12 protein-coding genes are annotated in these 24,491 nt (G+C 40.5%); 3 read left to right on the plus strand and 9 right to left on the minus strand.

What is annotated here, in order from left to right; translation table 11 throughout:
- Positions 1 to 8: 8 nt before the first annotated feature.
- The 8 genes from AAC000_RS16760 to AAC000_RS16795 all read right to left on the minus strand — a co-directional run bounded on the left by AAC000_RS16760 (position 9) and on the right by AAC000_RS16795 (position 13,896).
- Positions 9 to 1,226 carry a BCCT family transporter gene (locus AAC000_RS16760; RefSeq protein WP_339724241.1) on the minus strand — a complete coding sequence of 406 codons (1,218 nt, stop codon included), beginning with the start codon at positions 1,224 to 1,226 and terminating at the stop codon, positions 9 to 11.
- Between the two features lie 135 nt (positions 1,227 to 1,361).
- The gene (gene betA / locus AAC000_RS16765; protein ID WP_339724243.1) at positions 1,362 to 3,032 is read right to left on the minus strand and encodes a choline dehydrogenase; all 1,671 of its coding nucleotides are present in this window, start codon (positions 3,030 to 3,032) and stop codon (positions 1,362 to 1,364) included.
- On the minus strand, positions 3,032 to 4,495 hold the full coding sequence (betB, locus tag AAC000_RS16770; protein ID WP_339724245.1) for a betaine-aldehyde dehydrogenase: 1,464 nt from the start codon (positions 4,493 to 4,495) through the stop codon (positions 3,032 to 3,034). The genes betA and betB overlap by 1 nt, the downstream gene beginning before the upstream one ends.
- A 1-nt stretch (position 4,496) precedes the next feature.
- Positions 4,497 to 5,087, minus strand: a complete 591-nt coding sequence (gene betI, locus AAC000_RS16775) for a transcriptional regulator BetI (RefSeq protein ID WP_339724247.1) — start codon at positions 5,085 to 5,087, stop codon at positions 4,497 to 4,499.
- Positions 5,088 to 5,111: 24 nt separating this feature from the next.
- Positions 5,112 to 6,152 (minus strand): alkaline phosphatase D family protein, encoded by a 1,041-nt coding sequence (locus AAC000_RS16780; RefSeq protein ID WP_339724248.1) that lies wholly within the window; start codon positions 6,150 to 6,152, stop codon positions 5,112 to 5,114.
- Between the two features lie 74 nt (positions 6,153 to 6,226).
- On the minus strand, positions 6,227 to 8,593 hold the full coding sequence (locus tag AAC000_RS16785; RefSeq protein WP_339724249.1) for a TonB-dependent receptor: 2,367 nt from the start codon (positions 8,591 to 8,593) through the stop codon (positions 6,227 to 6,229).
- A 395-nt stretch (positions 8,594 to 8,988) separates the two neighbouring features.
- Positions 8,989 to 11,262, minus strand: coding sequence for a CehA/McbA family metallohydrolase (locus AAC000_RS16790; protein WP_339724250.1), 2,274 nt, complete (start codon positions 11,260 to 11,262; stop codon positions 8,989 to 8,991).
- A gap of 507 nt (positions 11,263 to 11,769) precedes the next feature.
- Positions 11,770 to 13,896 carry a hypothetical protein gene (locus AAC000_RS16795; protein WP_339724251.1) on the minus strand — a complete coding sequence of 709 codons (2,127 nt, stop codon included), beginning with the start codon at positions 13,894 to 13,896 and terminating at the stop codon, positions 11,770 to 11,772.
- A 520-nt stretch (positions 13,897 to 14,416) separates the two neighbouring features.
- Here AAC000_RS16795 and AAC000_RS16800 point away from each other — a divergent pair.
- From AAC000_RS16800 to AAC000_RS16810, 3 genes are all read left to right on the plus strand, one after another.
- A complete protein-coding gene (locus tag AAC000_RS16800; protein ID WP_339724253.1) occupies positions 14,417 to 17,389 on the plus strand; it encodes a TonB-dependent receptor in 2,973 nt (990 codons plus the stop codon).
- A 161-nt stretch (positions 17,390 to 17,550) separates the two neighbouring features.
- Complete coding sequence (locus AAC000_RS16805) at positions 17,551 to 19,065, plus strand: tryptophan halogenase family protein (RefSeq protein ID WP_339724255.1); 1,515 nt, start codon at positions 17,551 to 17,553, stop codon at positions 19,063 to 19,065.
- Between the two features lie 11 nt (positions 19,066 to 19,076).
- Positions 19,077 to 20,771 (plus strand): CRTAC1 family protein, encoded by a 1,695-nt coding sequence (locus AAC000_RS16810; RefSeq protein ID WP_339724257.1) that lies wholly within the window; start codon positions 19,077 to 19,079, stop codon positions 20,769 to 20,771.
- 554 nt (positions 20,772 to 21,325) lie between these two features.
- Here AAC000_RS16810 and AAC000_RS16815 read toward each other — a convergent pair.
- A complete protein-coding gene (locus tag AAC000_RS16815; RefSeq protein ID WP_339724258.1) occupies positions 21,326 to 24,283 on the minus strand; it encodes a PQQ-binding-like beta-propeller repeat protein in 2,958 nt (985 codons plus the stop codon).
- Positions 24,284 to 24,491 lie beyond the last annotated feature (208 nt).

Below are 24,491 nucleotides of genomic sequence, written 5' to 3' on the forward strand. Positions count from 1 at the left end.
GCAATGTTTTAGCTAGCCGATTCAATTTTTGTATAGTCAATTTTATTGTCTACAGGGGAACTATCTATATTGCGTACCGTTTTAAATTTGCTGTATGCAATAAATATGGCACAAGCAAAGAATAACCCAATCACTAATGCGCCTACCCACTGAATTTCTAAAAATTCCAGTTTAAACAACAGAGTTAAGAGTGCCAGTGCAACAACATTTAACGCAATATAATTAAATTTGCCAAAACGTTTAACTGTCATATTTAAGTTATCTGTGTACAAACGGATCAATGAGTCGAGTGAATTGATCACAAATACTATACCCACAAAGGCCATAGCAAAATTTTTCAAGCCCGCAGTGGGAATACCAGCTTCATGGTATTGGTAAAGTACGCTAAACCAAACTGCAATGGGAATTGAAGGGAAAATCAACATAGCCCCCAACAACTGGTAGGTTCTTAAGCCCCCCACAAAACGTGACGTAAACTGACCTATCATAATGCTCCATGCAAACCACCAAAATAAATAAAATTCATGGTAGGCATTGAGCGGCAAAACAAAGTCATCAATATTGCCAAAGTAGTTACCTATCAGCGCTAAATTATCGGTAAATGCTGATAACTGACTGTCGCTGCCCATGAAGGCGCCAAGCCACATAAAGCCGATTAATCCGATAAATAACCAGGTGGTAGAGATACTTAAAAAACGTACATATTTAATGTCGGTGCTTGAATACACAGCAAAACATATGGCTGCAAATACAATTAAATAGAAGCTAGGAACAAGAGACTCGCCATCACCAATGGCAGGTAAATACCAGGGTAAATTGGAGAGCAACAGGAAGGCAGTAAAGGCACAGGTACCAATAATGACCACATTATTGATTAATTTCACCCATGGAATGTCGAAAAACTTGACCTTAGGTTCTACGACACAAAAATAGAAGCAGGTTACAAAATAAAATCCCCAGATGAGAAACCCCCAATAGGCAAATTCAATGGCCAGTGGATTAGCAAAGCTATATTCTGGGTTGCTCTTTAAATCTGCATAACCAGCAAACTCAGTAAGGGGAAACATAATCAAGCCAACATCTAGGCCAGAGGTAAATAAAATAGCTATAAAGGTAAAGGTTCTTACAGGTGTAACACCTACGCAGCGTACATTTCCCCACTTAAATAAAATAACTATTATTGCCAATAGGGTGAAGATGATGCCAGCATTAAGCCATAAGGTCATAATCCCCTGCCCTCCAATAAATAATAATACGTCATTGTTTCCCCATGCTTTTTGCCTCGCATTAACACAGCATAAACAATTTATGCTGTGCACCACTGCAAGCCCCACAGTATCTAGGTACTGTAGGTGGCCAGCTTAGATCTTTGAACTACGTTGTACACTTTGCCACTCTTTTGCATTGGCAACCTTTACTTGCGATTGAGGCAGTGCTGATTTTCCTAAAATGAAGTCTGCCGCTTTTTCTGCCACCATAATGGTTGGTGCGTTTAAATTGCCGTTTGGTATGGTGGGAAAGATAGAAGAATCTACCACCCGCAACCCCCTAAGCCCTCTGACTTGGGTGTGTGAATTAACCACAGCCATATCGTCCTCACCCATTTTGCATGAACATGATGGATGGTATGCACTTTCAGCGAACTGTCGAACAAAGGCATCAATTTGTTCATCAGTTTGTATTTCTTTTCCTGGTTGAATTTCATCATTACGATATTCATCAAAGGCACTTTGCTCGATAATCTCACGGGTTAAACGTACGCAGGCTCTAAACCCTTCAATATCATCTTGATGTTGTAAGTAATTAAATTGAATTTTAGGCGCAACCCTTGGATCCGCTGACTGAATAGTCACCGCACCGCGGCTTTTGGGTTTATTATGCCCCACATGTACCTGAAAACCATGGCCAGCAAACGCACTTCTACCATCGTAACGCATCGCCGCAGGTAGGAAATGATACTGAATATCAGGCCATTCAACGCCGGGTTTTGAGCGAATAAAGGCGCAAGACTCAAAGTGATTTGTCGCGCCTAGGCCACTGCGAGTTAATAACCAACGGGCACCGATCAAAGCTTTAGAAATCAAACCCAGCTTGCCATTTAAGGTGATGGGTTGTTTACATTTATATTGAAAGTAAAATTCTAAGTGATCTTGCAAGTTTTGCCCAACCCCAGGTAGATGATGTTTTACCTCAATACCGGCTGATTTTAGGGTATCGCTGTCACCTATGCCTGAAAGCTGTAATAAATGCGGAGAGCCTATGGAGCCAGCGCTTAAGACTACCTCTTTATTCGCCTTGGCAGTTATTTTATTGCCATTAACATTATACTCGACGGCAACGGCTTTTTTGCCTTCTAACACTACTTTTTCAGCTAAGGCAGCAGTGACTATGGTTAAGTTACTTCGAGACTTAACTGGATCAAGATACTCGCGACTTGCCGAGCTGCGTACCCCGTCTTTGACTGTCATACACATAGGGCCAAAACCCTCTTGCTGGGCAGCATTATAATCGTCAGTGCTGGCATAGCCAGCTTGCTGACCGGCTTTTATAAAGGCTTGATAAAGTGGATTGGCCATTTCATTGCCATTATTCACCCCTAAAGGTCCGTCACTACCACGATAACTATCTTTGCCTAAATAATAAGATTCGGCTTTTTGAAAATAAGGTAAACAAGATTGATAATCCCAGCCTTCAGCGCCATGCTGTTGCCACTCGTCAAAATCTTTAGCGTGTCCACGCACGTATACCATGCCATTAATCGACGATGAACCGCCTAACACTTTGCCCCTTGGGCAATGCATTTTGCGATTATCTAAATAGGGCTCAGCTTGAGTATGAAACTGCCAGGCGTATTTATCAGAATTCATGGGGATGGATAAGGCTGTTGGCATTTTAATAAAAATGCTTTTATCACTACCACCCGTTTCCAGTAATAAAACACTATTACTGCTGTCTGCAGATAGTCGATTGGCCAACACACAACCGGCTGAGCCGGCACCTACTATGATGTAATCATAAGTTTCTACAGCCATTAAAACGGGCTCTCTATATTGCCCATGCCCACATAAATTGATTTGGTTTGGGTGTAGTGATCTAGGGTTTCGATGCCGTTTTCCCGGCCTATACCAGACTGTTTATAACCGCCTACTGGCATTTCGGCTGGTGAATTACCATAACTATTGATCCAACAAATACCTGCCTTCAATTTATGGATAACGCGGTGGGCCCGTTTAATATTTTGGCTAAACACCCCAGCTGCTAAACCCAAATGGGTGTCGTTAGCACGGCGAATAACATCGTCTTCGTCTTCAAACACCAGCACACTCATAACAGGGCCAAAGATTTCTTCTTTGACTATGGTCATGTCATCGCTACAGTCGATAAACACAGTGGGTGCCACAAAATACCCATTGGGTGCGGAATCAGGATGTAATATTTTACCACCTGTTAAAAGTGTCGCGCCTTGGGCTATACCTTTATCTATATAACTCATGACTAAATCTTGATGTTTTTTTGAAATTAGCGCGCCAAAATTCACTTTAGGATCAAGGGGATCACCAGCAATAATATTTTGTTCGGTGCGGAGTTTTAGCTCTTCAATAAATGGCTGATAGATGCTTTTGTGTACGTAAACACGGGTACAATTAGTGCAAACTTCACCCTGAGTGTAAAAGTTCCCCAACATAGCTGCGCTCACTGCTTGTGATACATCAGCATCATCAAACACCAGCAGTGGCGACTTACCACCCAGCTCCATAGTGACTTCTTTAAGGGAGTTTGCGGCACTGGCGACCACTTTTTTACCTGTACCCACTTCACCGGTAAAGGATACTTTTGCAATATCAGGGCTGTGGGTTAACCACTGCCCGACTTCAGCCGCACCTTGCACAACGTTAAATACGCCAGCTGGCACACCTGCTTCGATGTAGATTTCTGCTAATTTAATTGCGCCTAAAGGGGTTTCTTCTGAAGGTTTAAAGATAAAAGCGTTGCCCGCAGCCAAGGCTGGGCCTGACTTCCAACACGCAATTTGTAATGGGTAGTTCCAAGCGCCAATTCCAGCACAAATACCTAAAGGTTCTTTACGGGTATAATAAAAGTCTTCGGCTACCATTTGCTGCTGTCCCACTTGTGCCGGAGCAAGTCCGGCAAAATATTCAATCACATCGGCGCCGGTTTGCACATCCACACATTCGGCTTCTTGCCAAGGTTTACCGGTATCTAGCACTTCAATTTTTGCCAATTCATCGTTACGTTCACGGAGCAAGGTTACGGCTTTTAATAAAATACGACTACGTTCAATAGGTGTCAGTGCCGACCAAAGAGCAAAACCTTGTTTAGCACTTTGAATGGCGGCGTTTTGAATAGATTCATCAGCGACTTCAACATGATAAATCACCTCATCGGTGGCTGGGTTTTTAACCCCAAATGTTGCACCACTTTGATTGCCTAAAAATTGGCCATTAATAAAATTTTGGTAAACGGGTCTCGTCAATTTAAGCTCCATACAGTTTGATAAGTGAACGCACGTAATTTTTCGCTAATTGCTCACTGTGATTAAATTGATCTTGATCAGACTTACTGAGTACAGCTCTTAACCACAGGCCGTCGATCATTGCAGCACATAACTCAGCTGCTAGTTTGGCGTCGTCATCGCCCATTAGTTTTTTAAATGAACTGGCTAAATTACTAAGTAGTCGTTTGCTATTTACATTCTGCAAACGGTGCAATTCAGCGTCGTGCATCGATTGTGCCCAAAAGCTTAACCAGGTTTTGGTGGTATCACTTAATTGCTGTAGCCGCGCAAAGTTTGCTTCAATAATCAGCATTAATCTTTGCTCTGGTGTTGTCGTGGGACTTACGCGTTCAATCAACGCATCCTTTAAGCCAGTTAATAGATAACGTACAGTCGCTTCAATAAGCGCCTGTTTACTGCCAAAATAGTGACTGATAATGCCTGATGACATTCCAGCGCGACGAGAGATTAGGTTAATTGTGGCACCTCGCAGACCAACATCTGCAATCACCTCAATAGTGGCATCGATCAACTGCTGACGACGCATCGGTTCCATTCCTACTTTTGGCATATCTTTCCTACACAGTTGCTATTTTTAGTAAGGTTCAAGCAATGACAGCCTAAACCTGTGTTCGTTTACAACGTCACCCACTTCATCATAAAGGCCTAGGGTGATAATTGGATCTTGTTTTTGCCAATTCACATTTAGCGTCCCATAGTTTACGTTATTGGTAAACTGACCAATACGATTTTTATTGGGACTGACGTTTTTCCATTCTTCTGTTAATCCTGAAGAAGTGACCTCCCATAACGGATAATCAAGATCCTGATCATAATAACTAACTTCACCCCAATGAGTATCACCGCTTATGAGTACAACAGCATTGACTTTATGCTGCTTAATAAGCTTGAACAAACGCTGGCGATCAGCAGGGAAATTTGCCCAAGATTCCCAACCGGTAAAGTCAGCCAGTAATTGTACACTAGAGCCGATAACTTTTATCCGACCTGGTTTTTGTAATTCTTGTTCTAGCCATAACCATTGCTTTTCACCCAGCATACTAGCGTTTGTATTGCTGTTTGCTTTATAAGGACCCATTTTTTTAGGTTTACGTTCACTCGAATATTCTTCGGGAGATACATGAGACAGGGCATCACGGTTCCAGCGCAGATCAGGTAAAATGACACGAATACTCTGTTGTCCTTCTCCATAAAGATAGGAAGTATAAATGCCATCTTCACGAGTACGGCGTAGCGAGTATTCAGGTTCTTGCCAAAAATCCAACATAAGCGCTCGAGACGCTTCTTTCATGGGGTATTCCTTACCCGCGTCGTTAGCACCAAAATCGTGGTCATCCCAGATCGCGATTAACTCAGCCTGCTCTTTTAGTTTTTTAAAACCCGGCTTAGCGCCCAGTTTTTGATATTTGTTGCCCAACACCGTCATGTCTTGGGTGTCGCCATATATATTGTCCCCAAGAAAAATAAACACCTCAGGGTTGTCCTTTATAATGCTATTAAAAATCGCCATGTCTTTATCTTGATGAGAACAAGAACCAAACAAAATACGGCTTGGTGCTTTGGCGCAGAGCACAGCGCTAAACAATAAAGTAGAAATTACTAATAATCTCATCATGGACGATTGCCTTTTTTGCCAAACATAAACTAGGTCACATACAATATTATTGCATGTAACCTATTAACCTATTGTTACAAGACGAACTTAGCGTTAAGCGCCGCAATACGCGGTGCACCAATCCAGCCTGCACTTGGCGCTATAGAGCCAAGGTAATCTTGGTCAAAGACATTGTTTACTGTGAAGCTCAGCTCAATACTGTCGATAGCTCCACCAATATCGTATGCCGTTTTACCAATATACAAATCACTCACTATGTAAGAGTCAGTTTTCTGGGTATTGGCTTGGTCTAAGTAGCGCTCACCTACGTACTTAGTGCTAAAACCTGCGTAAAAGTCACCTTTACTGAAATCAAAGCTAACCACAGCCATGTCTTTAGCACTGCCTAACACAGTATTACCGCGGTAGGCTTCGTCTGTGTAGGTAGCATCATTTTTTGTATACGAAACGTAAATACCAAAATTATCGGTAAAATTGTAATCAACAGAGGCTTCGATACCGTCTGACTCAATACCACCGTCGTTGATGTATCCTCCGGCAGCGGCTTCTAAGAAGTCGATGCCATTCACATCTTCATTACTCACAAAAGTAATACGGTTTTCAAATTTTATTTTGTAATAAGTAATACTGGCGTTAAAACCTGGGCTTGAATAACGCAGACCAAAGTCAATGTTATCTGCAGTTTCAGGTTCAACTAAACTCAAGTCAGTATCGTCACGCTCTAACACTGCATCTTTAATGGCGGCAAAGTTTTCTGCATAACCACCAAACACTTCTAGGCCACGCAACGGCATAGGAGCAACAAAACCGGCTGATAACAAAGTGTCAGAGTCTGAGGATACACTCAAGTCATTAGCGGGCGTAAATTGATCTTCCTTAACTACCTCAACATTAAACTTCTTTGCACCCAGACGGAACTTGGCAAAACCAGCATCCATTTCATCTTCAACGTAATACATCAAAGTCTCAACTGGGAACTCACGGTCATACTGGACCCAGTAAGGATTGTTCTCTGCTCTAGGACTTGATGCAGCATCAATGGTTTTATGCCAATCACGGTATTCATCACGCTGATAATCCTCATACCAGAAACCACCGCGTACTGTGTTTTCCATACCCGCGATACTAGTATTCCATTTAAAGTCAGCATTTATGCCATAACGTTTTTTGTTGTAATGGGTGTGACGATTAGAACTGACAGGCATAGCGCCTTGCTCGTAACAACCTGGATCAAGGGCGGCTCCGGCACCGCCATAAGGAAAGCCGATAGAACTGGCACAGCCTTCAATAGGTGAAAGTGACTGACCTGCACGGTCAACAAAATAAATTAGCCCCTGAGATGCGCCGCCGTATACAGTAGAAGAAGCGTCTAGCTCTGAGTTAGCATTGCCGGCGCCGTCATCGATAACATCCACCATGTAATAAGGGATCCATTTACCTGCGCCTTCGTTCTCGTGATAATAAACATTAGAGCTAACGTCCACTTCACCCAAGGTAAAATCTGCTTTTACGTAAGTAAACAAATTTTCACGCTCAGTAATCCAACCTTCACGCCATACCTGATCTTGATAAGGAACGCCTGTCCATACTTCAGTTAAGCCATCCCAATCTGGGTTTTGCTCATATTGTGCTAAGCCATAGATGCGCTGGTAAGTATATTCCTGAGCGTCGTCATAACTGATATAAGCGGTTAAATTAACGTCACCAATACGGCTGATTATTTTGCCTTCGGCATGATCTCTTGAGTTCGTTATTGAGCCGCCCATGTAGTCGTCGTTTTGTTGACTTGAGATAGTCAACCAAGCAAAGGTGTCTTGAGCGATTTCACCGGTATCGTAGCGAACATAGACTTTTTTTGCATTGTACTCACCTAAAGTCGTACTGACTGTAAGTTGCTCATCAAACGCTGGAAGTATAGTAGTGAAATCTAGCGTACCGCCCAGTGCTTCATTTGAGCGACTGCCTATGTCGGCAGTACCTTGAGATACTTCTGTGGCGCGTAAATTTTCAGTATCGATATAACGACTGGCTTTTGTACCACCGCCGTAATTTGAATTACCGTTAGAAATGCCGTCAACTGTCATACCAATTTGCTGCGATGCTAAATTTAACTCAAAGCCGCGGATTGAAATGCTTGTTGACCATTCATCGGAACCAAAGGGGTCTCCTTCAGTAACCAATACGCCTGGCAGGTTATCAATCAAAGCCAAGGCGCTTGTCATAGGAGTTTGCTGTTTTTTCATTTCAGCAGAAGATGCGCTATTTGCGTAAGAAACACTGCGACCGGTAACCACTATGGATTCCATTGGCTCTTGTTGTTCTTCGGTTTTGGCTTGTGATCCTTGTACTTCTTGAGCCATTACAGGCAAGGAGGTAATAGAGATTGCTGATAGCACAGAGAGTGCGATTAAACTTTGCTTCATGGGCACATTAGTGTTCATAGAAAATCCTGTTTAGTTTATGTGTGTTTATATGTGTGGATGCAGATCCTCAAGACTGGGTTGATTATGATTTCAGTATTTATATTAATTGATCGTTCAATCAATATCAAATTTGATTAATTGAACGTTCAATATAAAATAAGCTAGCCGCATAAAATCACCCTTTTAAATTGGGCTAGAATGATTTGATTTACCAAAAAACAGCAATATTCTTTAGTGATGATTTTAAGAAACGGAGGCGATGAACAATTCCTTAGCCAAATTAAGGCGCTTGAGACTAAGCAAACAAATCCATGACAGTTTGACAGCTATTCAATCGCCCAAAAAAAGAGGGCATGTATGAACACGCCCTCTTTTTTGATCCTGTATAGTTTTAATAACTTAGCTAGCACACTTCAGAATTGTGTTTTATCCACCAACTGCAGCCATATTGGGTTTGAGAACGCTTTGTGTTTCTTATTATCCTCAACCACTACACTTAACCACCCTGATTTTAGAGGTAAATCAAATACTAATGATGCCTTCTCGCCCGATAAGCTTTGCTCACTGATCACACCTGCATTGCCAATTAACTGCACAGACTTAAGACCATTGACTGATAACAGCTCAAAACTAATGGATTGAGGCTGATTTTTAGCCAGCTTTATAGTGTCGCCAAACATCACATTTTGCGGATAGATTATTGGGCCAAACGACACATAGGAGCGGCCATTTTTCATCGCCTGAGCAAAGGCTTTAGGGTTTGGTTTACTGCCTGTATATACAAAAATACGGTTAAGACCGCTGGTTTCATTCCACACATCATGGGTGTCAGAACCAGCAGTATAATAATAAGGCAGGCCTGCAGACCATAACTGGCGGGCTTTTTGAACTACCTGACGATAATCCACTACTGCATTTATCTCCAGCAAGTCAATGCTAGGGTCAAAACCACCCACTGCAGTATTTTTCTCTAGACTGCTTAGATAACCATAAGGGATGTAGGGATGGTTAGAAGCAACCGCTGTTGCCCCCATATGCCGGGCATCTTTAATAATGTCATGGATATCATCGACCCCAGGATCTACCGATAGTTGCGCGCCAACATCAATGGGGAAAGCGTTAAAATGCCCCCAAGATGGTGAGAATTCTATTGATGGAATAAAGGGTATGCCACGCTTATCCGATAGCGTTTTAATAGCAGTATGATTCTTAGTTGAATCATGGTCACTGACAAAAGTAACGTTTAGACCTGCTGCCAGCTGCGAACGCACCAGATATTCTGGTGATGTCGAACCTTCAAGTACATCTGAATGATGATGCAAATCACCGGCATACCAGCCCTGTTGTGTTGGATAAGTACTGACCGCTATTGCACTGGCCAGTTGGCTGGTTTTATTGGCAACAACGCTGACATCAAGCAATACAGCTTTCGCTAAAAAATCGCCACCAGCAGACACTTTAAGCTGATAATCGCCAGGGGCCAAAGTGAATTTTGCCTGCCCAACGTTGCTTAACTCGGTGAAAAAGGTTTTTGCGCCAAAAAATTCAATCAAAGGTTTGTTACCTTTTTGAATTTGAATTTTAGCGTCTAATGCCGACTTTGTTTGAGCGTCTGTTACCTGAATATTTACTTCACCTGGGGACAAAAGATCGCTAAATGACAGGTTTTGCGTTGCAGCATTTTTAATATTTATGTCTTGCGTTGCACTGACTGAATAACCTTTACTGGTGGCGTAAACCTGATAATCCCCCACAGGTAAATCAAGCTTATATTCGCCATTCTTACCCAGTGCCCAAATGTATGGCACACCATCTTTTAGCACTACAAGAGCCGGCTCAGCTACAGACTTACCCTGTTGTGTTTTCACTTTGCCGGTTAATGTTCCAGACGACAGGTTTTTACGCTCAATCTCAGCCCTAACCACAGGCGCAAGGTCACCACTGGCCAGCACTTGATAGTCACCTTCAAATGACATGGATTGTGATTTTTGCAGGCTATGTTTTGTGTAGAGATCCCGTGATTGGTATCTCAGCTCTGTCATATAAGGAGCATGCAAGGCAACCGCCCAATCTGCGCCATAACCAACAAAACGGTCAGCCAAAGGCTCAGTCACCAGCGAGGCTTCTTTTCCTGCAAAACCGGGCACCGCGAACTTATAACCACCATCAGGCCACAATGCATAACCGGATAACATATCGACTAATGCTTCCCCTTCATTGGTCATAGTGGTTTTAACATGAATGAGATCAGACCCAGTTTTTAGGCTATAAACAGTGCTAATGACCACCTCACCAAAATCCCGAGTAATTTTAACGATCGCCTCTTCCTTTGAGTCTTTAATGATATCGAGCTTTTGATAAGTATTCGGCCAGCTTGACCAATTGTTTGGCATAAAATCTGCGAAGGCAACACGATCATGGCTTAAGGCTCCATCTTTTTGAACGTTGGCAATATCCACAATACAACCACGGGCCACCCCCCAAGGAGGCGCTGAACCTAACGCTAAGGAAAACGCCAACTTGTCATTTTTGATTGTTAAGTCTTTATCAGAAGTGGCATTACCACCTGGGATGATAGTCTTGCCGTGAATAATATTGACTGCTGCATGACTTTGGGCTGAAACAGCCAAACCAGAAACTAACATTAGGGTACAAACAAGGTGGAAACTGCGAAACGGTTTTATCATTATTCTTTACCTTATGCAGACAATAAAGCCTGCTTTTTTGCTAATGGGATTAATAGCAGTAGCTTGTAATCGAAGCTCAGCACCTAAGTCTATTAACTACTTTTAAAGAATGGCTATGACTGTAACTTCAGGTGTCTTTATTAATTGAACGTTCAATAAAAATAGAGATTAAGGTAATAGAGCGGACTATTCAAGGTTGATAAACTGGGAGTGGTCAAAGTGATCTGCGCTAAAATTAAAGTAAGTGGTTGTATTAAAAGTTAAAAATTAGTTTATTAAAAAAGACAAAGAAAACTACATTAACGGAAACTTACAGACACTAACTCGAATTTCTCGACCATCAAGAGATACCTGTTGGGCGTCTAGGCTTTTTATTACTTGAGGTTTCCATAAAGAAGTCCTTTGTATGTCAATGTATTTTAGGATGAGACAAGACATACAAAAAAGCCGCGATAATCTCGCGGCTTCTTATACAGTTTTGTGTATTACAAAAACATCAGTTAACCATTATTCCTTAACGGTTATCGTTAATACAGGTGCGCCTACTATAGTGGCATCCACTGTAAAGATATAAGTGGTTTGCTCGGCAACGACTAATCTTATATTTTCAGTACCACCGTCATCTTTTATGGCAACCGTTAACGGTTCCGCAGCTAGTGCTACGTTCATATCAGGCAATCCACCAATAGTTGAATCATCTTCCCAATCAGCAGAAGCCACTTTAAACTCATGTGTTGCCGCGTCTAAGGTCGTTTCTAATGTAAAGATACCGGCAGCATAACTGAATTCGTAAGCAACATCGTTACTCCAACCGTTCATGGTACCTTTCAGCATCATAGTACGGGCGGCAAAAGGTGTATATTCGCTCACCAATAATACTGGTGCATGTTTATCTGTTGCATCAATATCAAACTGATACATAGCTGACGCATCAACCACAAATCTTAAGTTCTCTGAACCACCGTCATCTTTTACTGCAACGGTAAGCGCTTCATCCAGAGTAATCACATTATTGTCAGGTAAGCCACCAACAGTTGCAGCATCATTCCAATCTTCAGGAGCAATTTTAAACTCGTGTGTAGCAGGGTCCAATAATGTTACCAAACTATAATGATTGTCAGCATAGCCCAAACCATATCCTTCAACCTGTGACCAATCGTTCATAGTGCCTTTAAGGTACAAAGCATTATTACCATAGGGAACCGCAGTACTAACTGTTAAAATAGGCGCTGCTGGATCCGTAGCATCCAATACAAATTTATAGTTACCCGCTTCAGCAATAGTGATAGTCATGTTTTGTGCCACACCTTCACCAAACACTAGACTCTTGGATACATCAAGGTCGATCATTTCATCACCTAAAGCTGCACCAAAGTTAGTATCATCTGTCCAATTGGCATCCGCTACCTTAAATTCGTAATCGGTTGCATCTAAGGTGAACACAGAGTTATAAATATTGTCACCCTCATACACCATAGCTTGGCTATTACTCCACTCATTTAAGGTACCTTTAACGTACATTACACGCTTAAGTGGCACTTCAATTACTGTCAAAACAGGTAATTCAGGATCGGTCGCATCAAAGATAAATTGGTAGTTCGTATCTGCAGAAACAGTTAAAGTGATGTTTTGACCCACATTTTCGCCAACCACTAGGGTTTTACCTTCACCAACAACAACTTCTTCTTCAGTGGCAGTTGCCCCAAAAGAAGTAGCTTCAGACCAAAGGTCATCTGCAATTTTAAAGCTATAGTCATCTGCTGAAGCGGGTATAGAAGCGACCATGGTATACACACTATCAGCATATTCGAACACGTACTCTTCGTTAGTTGTCCAATCGTTAAATGAACCTTTTAAATAAAGGGTTGCTTCACCCGGAACAAAGGTTTGTAAAGCTGTAGGGTCATCGATACAGGCATCACCGGCTTCATTTAATATCTGTGGTTCTTCACAAATAAGTGTAGAGCCGCCTGGTACCACTAAAGAATCAAAAGTACGAGGGTGAGGGAAAACAATATCTAAACCTTCAAGCAGGAAAAAGCGGTTAGTTGGATTAACCGTCTCATCTGCTAATTGCGCAATAGCAGTGAATTGAACTTGTACACCGGCATCAAAATTATAGGGGATCCAGTTACCACAATTGACATTAACAGTTGTATCCATTACCCAATACACACCGTAATTAGGATCAACGCCTACTGGATCAATAGGAATCCCCCAACTCGTACCTGTTGTATCGCCACCAGGTCCATCAAACATTGACCATGAAGTACATTGTCCTTCATTAAAGGCATGCAAGCCCCAACCTGTATACTCGGCGTCTTTTAACGCGTAATAAAGCACCACTTCGCCGTCTTTAGGCGTATATTCTGGTTCTGGCATAGTGATGCCATTCGCGCCATCTGGCCATGCGCCTGTATCCATAACGCACAAGCCCAAGTCATTAGGCACTTCAGGGTAGTTACAAGGCACGATGACGAGTTCACATGCCGAACCGTCCTCTGTTATTGTTTCGGGTGATTTACATACAAGTAAGGTATCTGCGGTGCCGGTCAATCCTACTTGATCACCTCCACAGCTAGACAATACTGCTGCAGACAATGCAAACAGTACAGTAGTTAAAAGTTTCTTCATGTACATAGACATAAATGGTTTCTCCAAGTGTGTTACTCAGCTGCTAGCATGTTAGAACTAGTAGCTTCGATGGTTATTTCTCTAGTTATTAAAATGACACTGTCACGTAATCAAAAAACTATTCCAGGAGTCCATACCATCATGCTCAGCGTAGGAATTCGCATCCACGATCATTCGAGCAAGGCTATTGTTGATTAATTGTAATATGTTGTAAATGAAATACATGACTTATGAATACGTATTCATAATTTGCAACATACATCGACAAAAAAGCTTATCTCATTGTTTTTTATAGAATTTTATATATTAAAGCTGATTTTAGGCGTCATTTTGGCTTTTTTGCATGTTAATAAAAGGTTGTATTTGGGCCGCGAGCTATTAGCATTATCATCGTCACGTTACACCTAAAACTTCCTAAATAAGATATGGATTATCGAATATTTTTACAGTTCACAAAGACGCCACTCATATAAAGGTGTCTGCTCTGTAAGTTACTAGAACACACTAGGAAAGAAATATAATGAAAAAATTTAAACCGAGCCTAATGACGCTCAGCCTTTTGGCAGCAGGACTTACCCTGCATTCTGGTGCGAGCTTTGCTCAAGAAACTGATGCTGCGGCTGAACCAGAAAGTGAATTGGAAGTAATCCAAGTTAAAGGCTTTAGAGGCAGTGTTATCAAGTCTCTAAATACAAAACGTTTTGCCGACACTGTTGTAGATGCTATATCTGCCGATGACATTGGTGGTCTACCTGACGTATCTATAGCCGACGCGCTAACACGTTTACCCGGTGTCACCTCTGTACGCCGCGATGGTCAATCCAGTGAGTTAAACATCCGTGGTTTATCAGGTGGTTTTGTCCTTTCAACACTTAATGGACGTGAACAAGTTTCATCTTCTGGAGGACGTTCAGTAGAGTTTGATCAATTTCCCTCAGAACTTATATCAGCCGCACAGGTATATAAATCACAAAAAGCATCACTCATAGAAGGTGGCGTGGCGGGCACGGTAGAATTAAAAACAGCCAGTGCACTAGATAATGAAGAAGATCAAAAAATTCGCCTTTCGGCTCACGGCAATACTAATAACGCAGTATCAGATAGCGAATATCTCGATTCAATTGGCCAACGTTTTACTGCCTCGTACCAAGCGAAGATGCTTGATGACACTTTTGGTGTATCAGTAGGTGTAGCGTTAATGAAGCAACCTACAGTTGCAAATCAGTTTATCAGTTTACAGTTTGACGAATATAGCGAAGAGCTTAACAATTCATTTTCATCAGAACACGGTGGAATTTATGACGGTTTACCCGAACAATTGTTTGTCTCCGATGGTTTTGAATTACACGACAGAGGCGGTGAAGATACCAGAAACGCCGTTGTTATTGCCTTAAATTGGGAACCCCGTGATGACTTACGCTTTCAATTCGACGGCTTCCATTCAAAATTTGATTCTGAAAAATTTGATCGTGGATTAAGAGTTGATGGTTTATCTACAGTTAGATTAGCGTCCTTAGGTGGCACGCCCAATGGAGGTGTATTAACCAACCCTATTTTATCGGGTAATACCTTACTTGGCGGTACCTTTTCTCGTGATCCCAATAATATGGTCGACGCACCACCAGCGCTCACCTCACAGTACGGCGGAATACGCGTACAAACTCAAGCCGATGACGCAACTACAGAAAGCTCAGTGTCTTCGTGGGGCTTAAAGGGAGAATGGGATGTTAATGACGATTTGTCAGTGACAGTGGATGTTGCACATTCTGAAGGTGACGAAGACAGCAAAGACAGAGTAATGCGTATGGCTTACTTTGAAGACGCCAGCATAGACACACCTGTAATTGATGACGGCTTAGTTGTGCAATATCAGTTAAATGGGTTGAAATCCCCAAATGTTAGTTTTAATCGTGATTTTACTGACTTAGATCATATGATGGTTGTCGCAGCAGAAGCTTATCCTCGTATAGAATCTAACTCATCTGATGCAATTAAAATTGATTTTAAATATGAACTCGATAACGAGTTTATTAGTTCAGTTGAAGCTGGGCTGCGTTCTTCAAAACGTGAGTATTCATTAGAGCGTGGCAGATTTGTTTACGGTGTAACAGATCAAACTTCACGTAGCGGACAATACATCACCTACGGACAAGATGCCGACGGAAATACAATCGAAGTAGAGCGCTTTCAGCCTTATCAGTTATCTTCTGATGAAGTAACGATTTCGAGTTTAGGCGGTGACTTTTCCAATATGCCTCAATATTTGGCAGTAGACGTTAATCAAATTTTGGATAGTTGGATCCCAAACGTAGACCAAACACCTACAACAGATTGGAATAACGCTTGGACCTTAACTCAAAACAATGTAATTGAAGAAAACGTCACTGCGGCTTATATCCAAGCCAATATTGATGCTGAATTAGGTGATTTTCCGGTGCGTGGTAATTTCGGAATACGCGCAGTTGAAACTGAACAAAAGAGTACCGGTTTAATTGATGTTGGACCGGGTAACGGAGATCCAATTGCTGATGACAATGGCCTTATCAGCACAAACTACGTTCAAGGTACAGAAGGCACAACTTATACCGATTATCTTCCTTCACTTAATTTAACTTTTTCACTAAATCAAGAACAACTGATTCGTTTTGCAGCGGCAAAAGTACTATCTCGACCCGATATGGATACCTTAGCCTTAGTAGGTGGTATCAGTATTAATGAACGAGAAGGTTCCCAGTTTTTAGATTACAACAGTGAAACCAGTCCGTTTTTGCGTCCGTTTTACGCCAATCAAATCGATATCTCCTATGAGCATTATTTCTCAGAAACAGATGGCGCTTTTGTTGTCGCCTTGTGGAACAAAGACATTACTAACTTTGTTGGTACAGTCACTGAAAAAGACTTTGACCTTTCACAAATAGGTTTCGATATTCCACCGTTATTCGACGAAAATGATGTGCCTATTCAACTTGAAGATGGTAACTACACTCATGCTGAAAATAATGGTGAAGGGGGATATATGCGCGGTATTGAAGTGGCATATACACAAACCTTTAGCTTTTTACCTGATTTGTGGTCTGGTTTAGGGATTAACATTAACTGGTCTTATACTGATAGTGAAATTACCCGTCCATCAGCAGTGCCAGGTGAAGCAGGCTCAGATGCACCACTTGAAGGTTTATCCAACAGAGTATTTAGTGGAACATTATTTTATGATTACGATGAGAAACTTAATGCAAGGGTAAGTGTGCGTCATCGTGGTCCATACTTAAGTCAACAAATTGCCATAGGTAGTGAGCAATCTGCTTATTTTAACGAGGAAACCATTTACTCTGCGCAGATGTCGTATAACTTTTCAGAAAACTTGCAAGCAGTGGTGTCGGTTGACAACTTAACCGACGAACCCAACATTTCATATTTTGGTGAAACCAACCGTACCGGTACCATCCAATACTTCGGACGTACTGTGTATTTCGGTGTTAACTACAACTTGTAATATATAGTTTGATAGTGAAGAAGGGCCGCGCTATGTGGCTCTTCTTTATTTTCGAGTATAAACATTGGATTATAGCTTTTAAGACGATCAGGCATTAATCCAATGTCTAAACTCAGCATTAAACTGAACTCCGTTAATTTTAACAATCCTTTGCAGATACTATGAATACAACGCCAATTGCCAATAAACATATTGTGATCCTAGGTGGTGGCACCGCAGGTTGGATGTCCGCTAATTTAATGGCCGTTAAATGGCAAAAAATAGGCATTCAAATTAGCTTAGTGGAGTCACCCGCTATTGGCACTATCGGTGTGGGCGAAGGTTCAACACCTCAGCTCAAATCCTTTTTTGAACAGATTGGAGTCGAAGAAAAAGAATGGATGCCCGCTTGCAATGCCACTTACAAAAATGGTATTCGCTTTAACGGTTGGTCGTCTCGTAAAGGATTTGAAAGCTATTTTCATCCTTTTGCGTCTAGAATTGACGCTTTTTCAGCACCTGCGTTATTTTATAACAGCGTTTATAGACGTAAGGGGCTGAACGTAGCTTGCCATCCCGACAGGTTTTATTTGTCAGCAAAATTGGCAGAGCAGAACAAATCTCCTATTCCTGATCACAACTTTCCCTTTCCTATTGGTTACGGGTATCATTTCGATGCCACTTTATTGGGTCAATTTTTAGCGAACAAAGGGATTGCCAAAGGTGTTAAACACATTCAAGCTAAAGTGTTAAATGTGGGTATGCAAACTAATGGAGACATAGCTAATCTGCAGCTTGATAATGGCGATACAATCAACGGTGATATTTTTATTGATTGTTCAGGTTTTAGTGGTGTGCTGATCCAACAAAGCCTAAACGTGCCTTTTGTGAGTTTTAAAGAAAACCTTTTTAACGACAGTGCTGTTGCTATCCCCTCACCTGCCTGCCAACCACTGCGATCCCAAACAATTTCAACCACTATGAAATATGGCTGGGCCTGGGACATCCCACTTACCAATAGAGTCGGAAATGGTTATGTGTATAGCTCCGAACATTGCAGCGCCGATCAAGCTGAAACTGAACTCAGAAATAAACTGAATTTATTAGATTCGGATGTACAAGCCCGTCACTTAAAAATGAAAGTAGGAAGAGTAGAAAAACATTGGCATCGAAACTGCCTAGCTGTGGGTTTATCACAGGGGTTTATTGAGCCACTTGAAGCTACCGCATTACACTTTGTGCAAGAAACCATTGAACGTTTTATTGAAGCCAATGAAACCAGCCACTTTTCGAATAACCAGCAAGATGAATTTAACCAACTAATAAATCGTCGTTTTGAAGGGATACGAGATTACATAGTGGCGCACTATAGGTTGAACTCCAGAGACGACACAGATTATTGGTTAGAAAATGCGGCTAATCCGAATATTTCAAATCAACTAAAACGAATAGTCAATGGTTGGATGGCCGCAGAAGATATCACACAAACGATAAAACAAGCCAAATTACAGAGTTATTACCCACCTTTTTCATGGCTTTGTATTTTGGCCGGTTATGGCATTTTTCCTAACCAATTGACCGATATTCCCAAGGATAATATCGCCCATAAATATGACCTCGATTATGTTGATGATTTTATTCAACGTTCAAGTCTTAATTTTCAGGATCATAAGTCATTTTTAGATCTTCACTTTTAGCAGTAATAAATATGAATCAAATTAAACAATCAACATTATCCACGACCCTATTGGGTATATTACTTATGAGTTGCGGCGGTGGCTCATCAAACAATTCAAGCGCCCCTATTGTTGCCACACCAGAGCCTGCATTACGCAGTGGTGTTGCCGTAATAGTGGATTCAACCTCGCCACAAGGCAGTGACACCGACGCCTGCCACTCAACCACAGTAACAACTACAGACTTCAGTTTTACCGATATTTCCACTCAAGCTGGATTAAATTTTAGCCATTCTGTGCCAAACGGAGACGGTATTTTAGGTATGTCTGGAGGTGTGGCAGCGGGAGATTTTGATAATGATGGTTGGGTTGATTTGTATGCAGTAGGCGGTGATGGCCAAGAGAACTTGTTACTAAAAAATATGGCTGACGGTTCATTTTTAGATATGGCTGAATTTGCAGATGTTAATTTGCTCGCCATAGGCAGTGGTCCTGCATTTGGTGACTTAGATGGTGATGGTTTACTGGACTTGTTTGTAGGTAGTGTCGGTGGCTCTGCTCCAAAACTTTACTTAAACCGAGGTAATGACAAATTTTTAGACATCACTGAAAACTCAGGTTTAGTTTTGCCAGGCAATAACTTTGGGGCGACCTGGGGTGATTACGATAAGGATGATGATCTTGATTTGGTCATTACCCATTGGAGTAGTCAGTCTAACGAACACTATGCCTATTTTTGGCGAAATAACGGGGATAACACTTTTACTGACGTCAGTAATGAAACAGACATAACACCGGTAATGCGGCAATTCGGTAGCCGGGACAAATCTTTTACGCCCACCTTTGCAGACATTAATAATGACGGCTGGCAAGACTTATTGTTGGTATCTGACAATCACCGCACCCGTATTTTTAGAAATAATAAAGACGGTACTTTTACCGATCGTACCGACAGAGAGATTATCAGTGACAATGCGGGTATGGGATCTGCCGTTGGAGATTATGATAATGATGGTGATCTCGACTGGTTTGTCACTGCCATTACGTTTAAAGACGGTGTCACTCATTTTGGATCATTAACGCCAGGTAATCGCCTGTATCAAAACCAAGGTGATGGCACTTTTATTGACAAAACTGACGAAGCAGGTGTACGTGACGGTTATTGGGGATGGGCTGCATGTTTTGCAGATTTTAATAACGACACACACTTAGACCTATTCCATGTCAATGGCATGGAAGGTGACGATATTGATCTTAGGTTTAAAGAGGATCCATCTCGCCTGTTTATGTCTAATGGTGATGGCACTTTTACTGAATCCTCAGTGGCGTTAGGTATTGATGACACAGCCATGGGTCGAGGATTAGTCTGTTTTGATTACGATAAAGACGGGGATATAGATTTATATACCGCCAATTACAATCAAGGGCCTAAATTGTTTTGTAACTCAGGCACCAGTCACCACTTTGTAAATATTAAACTGGTAGAGAAATCAGGAAATACTCAAGCCTTAGGTGCACGTATTTATGTTACTGCTGACGGTGTTGAACAAATGCGAGAATTAAGAGCGGGTAACAACTACGTATCTCAAAATCCTGTTGAAGCACACTTTGGCTTGGGTCAAGCGACTGCTTTGCAACGAGTCAAGATAGTTTGGCCAGATGGTCAACAAAGCCAATTAGACGATCTAAGCATGGATCAGTTTATAACAATTACCCGCAACGACTGATTATTCTTGTCTTCAAAAACAACCGCTTATCGGCGGTTGTTTTTGAAGCATAAAACTTGCTGGCAAGATTCCTAATATAAACATATACATTCCGCGTTTTTCGATTACAAAAAATTACAACATGTATATATTTGCTGCTATTTTTTAGCGTGTTTTTTATACAGGATACCGACTATTCCCTAAAAATAACATGGCGAGAATGGATGACGATACAGTCAAAAATAGCTTTACCAAGTTTACTTTTATGCTTAATCAGTTTTATTCATGGTGTCCCCGATGCTACTGCTAAAAATAATCCTCAAAACTCAGTTATTTTTAGCAAGTAAAGAATGCCTTTACTAGTTTCTGAGTACCAGGTCTGAGCTACTACATATAATCTGAAAAATTAAGAGCCCCTTTACCATCTCAACGTAATTAACATGACCAACTAGTTAAATTATTTCGACTAAGAATACAAAATAATTTCCTCATCAATTAACTTTGTTACGACCCCGATTAATTTTTTATCGAACAAAACACTAAAAGTTACAAGGAAATTATTGTGTTAAAAGAGGTTATTCATTTTTGTTGTTCGTATTTCGAATGTTCTTACCTTGTTTTGGCCAAGGAGAATGAGACAACCCGCCTCCATCACCATTTATTGCAACTAAAAAACCACTATCACTACCAGCGTAAATAGTACCATCTGATGCGATTGTTAAAGATGATTGATAATAACCTCCTCCAATTGATAGATCCCATTTAGTTTCTCCCGTTGGAGTAATTGCATGGAATACACCATATCGAGAAGCTGCATATAAAGTTCCGTCTTCACTAATGACCATTGTAGAATCAATGTTGCCACTAGCCGTAAACTTCCATTTAAGCATTCCACTCGGCTCTAATGCATGAACTTGATTGGGGTACATACTAATATAAACCGTGCCATCTTCTGCAATAATTGGGGAAGATTTAACATCATCTTTTGAGTAAATCCATTTTTGCGAGCCGTCAGCATTTATAGCGAACAAAGAGCTACCTGATCCTAAATAAAGGGTTCCATCATTTGCAATGGCTATATCGCTAACGTAATTACTAGTTGTTGGGAATGTCCACTTCTCAATTCCATCAGCAGTGAAGGCAAATAATTTGTAGTCAAATGACCCAACATAAATAGAACCATCGTTTGCGATAACAGGGGTATTTCCTCCTATGTCGCTTCCCGAGTTCCATAGAAGTTGCCCATTTGAATTAATAACATGCAGTTTATTATGCCCTCCAACTACAATATTTCCGTCTCTGCTAATTGCCACTGAAGAATACCCATAATCATCTCCTTTATATATCCATTTTGCATTTCCTTCAGGAGTTAACGCGTAAACTGCGTCATCGTGCCCGACATAAATAGTGCCGTCACTCGCAATGGCAGGAGATGCCGAAATATTGCCTCCAATTAAAAATTTCCATTTTATTGTACTATCGGGATTTATCGCATGAAGATAGCCATCCCAACCACATATATATAAAGTTCCGTCATTTCCTATAGCAGGCGCTGACTTCATATTGTTGTAGGACAATCTGTAGGTCCACTTTCTCGTACTAGGTGCTACTCCGGCACATTCATCAGGCAAATCTGCAAATTTTCCAAATTGATTTTTTAATCGTTCGATATCTCCACAAGAAATATTGATATTATTGTCTAGCGATAAGAATTGAAATGAATCAAAAGAAAGCAAACTTGAAGCGGTTAGAATCCTGTTACTTCTCAAATTTAAGTAAGTTGTTTTACTAAGATTTTTTAGTGGAGATATATCAACAATATCATTTGTATTAAGGTCCAGCGTTTCGATATTGATTAAATTTGTCAACGCCAGAATACTATCGACTTCGTTTACCTCTAGGTTCAATTCGACAAGTGAAGTCATCAAATTTAACGGAGAAATATCTTTTATTTCATTCCAGCCTAAGTCTAACTTAACGAGTGAACCTAGATTTTCTAAACCATCAATAGTTTTAATTCTATTTCTTTCTAAGTTCAAACTCACAAGTGAACTTAAGTTTGCTAGGCCATGTAGATTACTAATATTATTAAACCCAAGATCCAAGTGCGTTAAATCAATTAAGTTATTTAACGGAGTAAGATCTGAAATATTATTAGAATTTAGGTTTAATGAAGTTAACTGGGTCAAATGAGTTAGAGCCGATATATCCGAGATAGAACGACCGTTACTCAAGTTTAAACTGTTAAGCGTCGTTAAGTTAGATATAAAACTTAGTGAATTAACGTAAGTGTATGATAAATCTAATTCTTTTAAATTGACAAGATTAGCAATTGCGTCAAAATTTGTAACGTTATAATACAAAGTGTTTGCGTAAAGGTATTCCAAATTAACCATGTTCGCCAAACTGTTAAAATCTACTCCCTCTCTCATATTATTGACGACTAGTTTCTTGAGTTTACTCAAGCTTTTCAAACCAGAGAAATCGCTAATATTTAATCTAGAAATATTAAGTTCAGATAAATTTTGTGCATTCTTTATGTTTTCTAAGTTTGAAACCTGAGTAGAGCTAATATCTAAGTATTCCAATTGAGAGTTTGATTCAATAAAACTTAAATTATCTACATTTGTGTTTGAAAGGGTTAAATTCGCTATTTGTGCAGAATCTTTTAATAAATTTATATTTCTGATATAGAGATATGACAGGTCTAAACTGGTAAGTTTTGGTGTTTCCTTAAACCACCCTGCATCTATAGTGAGGTTAACACCAAATAAATTAGAAGAAAGAATGAGTGTGTTTAACTCTTTCAAATTTTCAAAAATATTCTTTCTTATTTCAAAGCTATTATATTTAAAGTTTACATAGGTCAACTTAGTCAGCGATGAAATAGGATCTAATATATATATTTGATTGTTTGAAAAATCTATCTCGGTTAATTCTTTTAGTGACTCTAAAACGTCTATATTCCAAATTTGTGTATTGGTAATAGATAACTTCTGTAAATATTGAAATGAGCTCAATTCATCAATTGAAGATATAGGTAATTGGTCACAATGAAGTTCTGCTAATCCCGCATCTTGTTTTTCAATATCAATATTAGACAAGCACGCCGATAACCCCACATCTAGAATATCCGCAGCTGGGATATTCTCATAGGCAGTGATTTTTACTGTGAGAGTTTCAGTAGAAGGTTTTCCCTTATTATCTATTACTGTTAACTCAAAGACTAACGTTTGATCTTCTACTACACCATTTGCTAAAAAACTTAATTGCGCAGAGCTCGTTTCTAATAATGTAACGTAAGTAAAACCGCTAATTTGTTTCCATTCATAACTACTTATTGAGCCATCACTATCAGATGCTTGAGCACTGAAGGTAAATTGACTTCGTTCTGCAACTGATTGCTCAGTCATAGGTGCAATCACAGGGGCATCATTACTAACTTCAGAATCATTCGATTCAGAGCCTCCTCCACATGCACTCGCTAATATCAATAAAGTAAAGATAGTTTTTTTTAATAGTTTGAAACGCATTACTTATTTAAATCCCTTTATTTTTAGATCTTTAATGTTTGAATAAGAGGATTTAACTAACCATCCAAATCCACCTATATTTTGAGGGTCTGAGTGTAAACTAAGTTAAATTTAAATGTAAGCCGTGTCCGAAGTACATAAATAACCAAACTTATTCCGGCGAAAAAGACTACCATAATGACAGAGTGATTCTTGAATATTGGGAGTG

Source organism: uncultured Paraglaciecola sp., assembly GCF_963977085.1.
Classification (GTDB): Bacteria; Pseudomonadota; Gammaproteobacteria; order Enterobacterales; family Alteromonadaceae; genus Paraglaciecola.